General features: G+C 74.9%; 2 protein-coding genes. Both read right to left on the minus strand.

Translation table 11 applies throughout. The annotated features are described in order from the left end of the window. Positions 1-148 precede the first annotated feature (148 nt). Positions 149-1,522: a carotenoid oxygenase family protein gene (locus tag ABZW03_RS39580; RefSeq protein WP_355269538.1), complete on the minus strand. Its 1,374-nt coding sequence runs from the start codon at positions 1,520-1,522 to the stop codon at positions 149-151. Positions 1,523-1,582: 60 nt separating this feature from the next. Continuing rightward, positions 1,583-2,690 (minus strand): SRPBCC family protein (locus tag ABZW03_RS39585; RefSeq protein WP_355269540.1); only part of this gene is annotated, 1,108 nt, incomplete at its 5' end.

The following is a 2,690-nucleotide window of genomic DNA, read 5'->3' on the forward strand; positions in this document are numbered from 1 at the left end:
GGACCAGGTCGAGGACGCCGGACATACGACACCCGCCCGTCGGGGCGGTGGGTGCGTGCAAGGCTCGAACGTGAGCCCCCGGCCGCGCGGGGGAGGCAGGGCCGGGGGCGGTCGGTGGGCGCGGCCGATGAGCCGGCGCGCGGGGGCGTTACGCGAGGGCGGAGTCGGGGATCCAGGAGCCGTGGATCATCGCGGGCACCCGGCGCGGGAGGTGGACGGTGGCGACCGGCGGGAGGGTGAGGTCGGAGGCGTCCAGGACGAGCAGCTTCGAGGCGTTCAGGTTCAGGTCGCTGACGACCGTGAGCAGCCAGCCGGCGTCCTCGTCGGTGCCCGGGCGGTCGTCGGCGGGGACGAACACGGCCTCGCTGGGCAGCTGCCCGGTGCCGACCGGGCGCAGCCGGCGCTCGCCGGTGCGCCGGTCGTACTTGACCAGAGTGTGGTTGCCGATGCCCTGGTCGTCGGGGAAGGAGAGCGCGTACTGGTAGCGGTGCTCGCGGCCGAGGAACGCCTCGTTGATGGTCGGGAACTCCACCGTGAGGTCGTCGGTCCACTCCTCGTGGACCCGCCCGGCCGCCAGGTCCACGACCCAACGGCGGCCGCGGGAGCCGGAGTTGGGCTCGGCGCCGCGGTCGGGGGCGCCGACCCACCAGTTCCACGAGCGCCGCCAGCCGTCCCGGCCGACCGACGGGCCCTCGACGACGATCCGTCCGGCGGCGTCCTCGTAGGCGTTGGCGAGGTGCATCGCGTACCCGGCCTCGATCGGGAACCAGCGGACCCGGTCCGCCCCGCCCGCGCCGCGCGGCATGACGCCGAGCCGCGCCGCCTGGCCGTCGTTCCACCCGTACGGGATGCCGGAGTGGTCGGCCGGGTCGAAGGTGACCGAGCCCTCCAGGAAGACCACGTGGTGCTCGGTGATCGCGAAGTCGTGCTTGAGCGCGGCGCTCGCGCCCGGTACCTCCTGGCTGGTGAGCACGGTGCCGTCGGGCGAGGAGACGTGGTGGATCAGGTAGGGCGGGAACGGCGAGGAGGCGAAGAAGTGCAGCTCGCCGGTGACCGGGTCCTCCTTGGGGTGGGCGGTCATCGCGGAGGTGAGCCGGCCGTTCCAGTCGTAGGCGCCGACGGTCTCCAGCTCGGCGGTCAGCTCGAAGGGGAGGGCGGACTCGCAGAGGGCGAGCAGCCGGCCGCCGTGTTCGATGACGTGGGTGCCGGCGGTGGAGGCGGTCAGGTCGGGGCCGTGCTCGGTGAGGTACGGGGCGCCGTCGAGGGCGGGGGTCTTCACCCAGCGGTTGCGGTACCACTCGGCCCGGCCGTCGCGGAGCCGGATGCCGTGCACCATGCCGCTGCCCTTGAACCAGTGGGTGGGGGTGATGCCGGGCTTGGGGTTGTGGCTGTTGCGGATCAGCCGGCCGGTCAGCTCGGGCGGCAGGTGGCCCTCGACGGGCAGTTCGGTGGCGGTGAGCTCGTCGGCGACGGGGGCGTAGTGGCCGGTCAGGTAGGGCTTGGGGGTGGAGGCGGCGGTCATGGCAGGGGTCCTTCCGAGTCGGGTGTCGGCGGGGTTCGGCGGGCGGTCGGTGTCGAGGGTTCAGCGGGTGGCGGCGGCGCGGTGCTCGGCCTCCGCGGTGGCCTTGAGGTGGTCCAGCCAGCGCTCCAGCGACTCGCGCAGCGCCTGTTCCAGCGCCTCGGGCATGGCCTCGACGGCCGGTCCGCTCCAGGACTCCTCCGTGCGGACGGTCACCCGGCCGTCCCCGGCGGGTTCGAAGGACCAGACGTGGATCCCTTCGATGCCGTTGGCGGGGCCGCCCCAGACGATCCGGCGGCCGGGGACGAGTTCGCGGACGGTCGAGGTGATGTCCAGGCCGTGGGTGCGCCAGGTGAAGGAGGCGCCGGGGCCGGTGAGCGGGCCGCCGTCGAGGCGGGCCTGCTCGATGTCGGGGTTCCAGCGCGGCCAGCCCTCGACGTCGGTGTGCAGGGCCCAGACCACGGCGGGCGGGGCGTCGACGGTGGTGGCGAGGCGGACGACGACGGGGGCGGTGGTGTCGACGGTGTGGGTGGACATGGACGGGTCTCCTCGGTGGTCGGTACGGGCGGTGGGACGTGGGTGGCGGAACAGGAGCAGGGCGAGGGCGGCCGCGAGGGCCAGGACGAGCGCGCCGCCGAGGAAGGCGGCGCGGTAGCCGGCGGTGATGGCGTCGAGCGGCGGCCGGTCGGGCGCGGCGGCGGTGACGGCGGCCGCGAGGGTGCCGAGGACGGCGAGTCCGACCGCACCGCCGAGCTGCCGGCTGGTGTTCACCAGGCCGCCGGCCAGCCCGGAGTCGGCCGGTGCGACGCCGGCCACGGCGATGCCGGTGAGCTGGGCGAAGGCCGCGCCGAGGCCGAGGCCGACGGCGATGCTCGGGCCGAGGAGGTCCGTGACGAAGGTGCCGTCGGCGGTGATCCGGGCGAGCCAGAGCAGTCCGGCCGCCTCGGAGAGCAGCGCGACGGCCGGCACCGCGGCCGCGCCGAACCGGCGGGCGGCCCGGGGAGCGAGCCAGGAGCCGGCCATGGTGGCGGCGGCGAGCGGGAGTTGGCCGAGTCCGGCGGCGAGCGGGCCGTCGCCGAGCACCCGCTGCTGGTAGAGCGGCAGCAGGTAGAACACCACCTTGCCAAGGTGAGGGTCGCGAGTTCGAATCTCGTCGTCCGCTCGATGGAGA

It is taken from the genome of Kitasatospora sp. NPDC004799, from assembly GCF_040609095.1.
In the GTDB taxonomy this organism is placed as follows: Bacteria; Actinomycetota; Actinomycetes; order Streptomycetales; family Streptomycetaceae; genus Kitasatospora.

Excerpts from the sequence above, each read along its gene's own strand:
- ABZW03_RS39580 (WP_355269538.1), bottom strand. The coding sequence starts at position 1,522 with ATGACCGCCGCCTCCACCCCCAAGCCCTACCTGACCGGCCACTACGCC.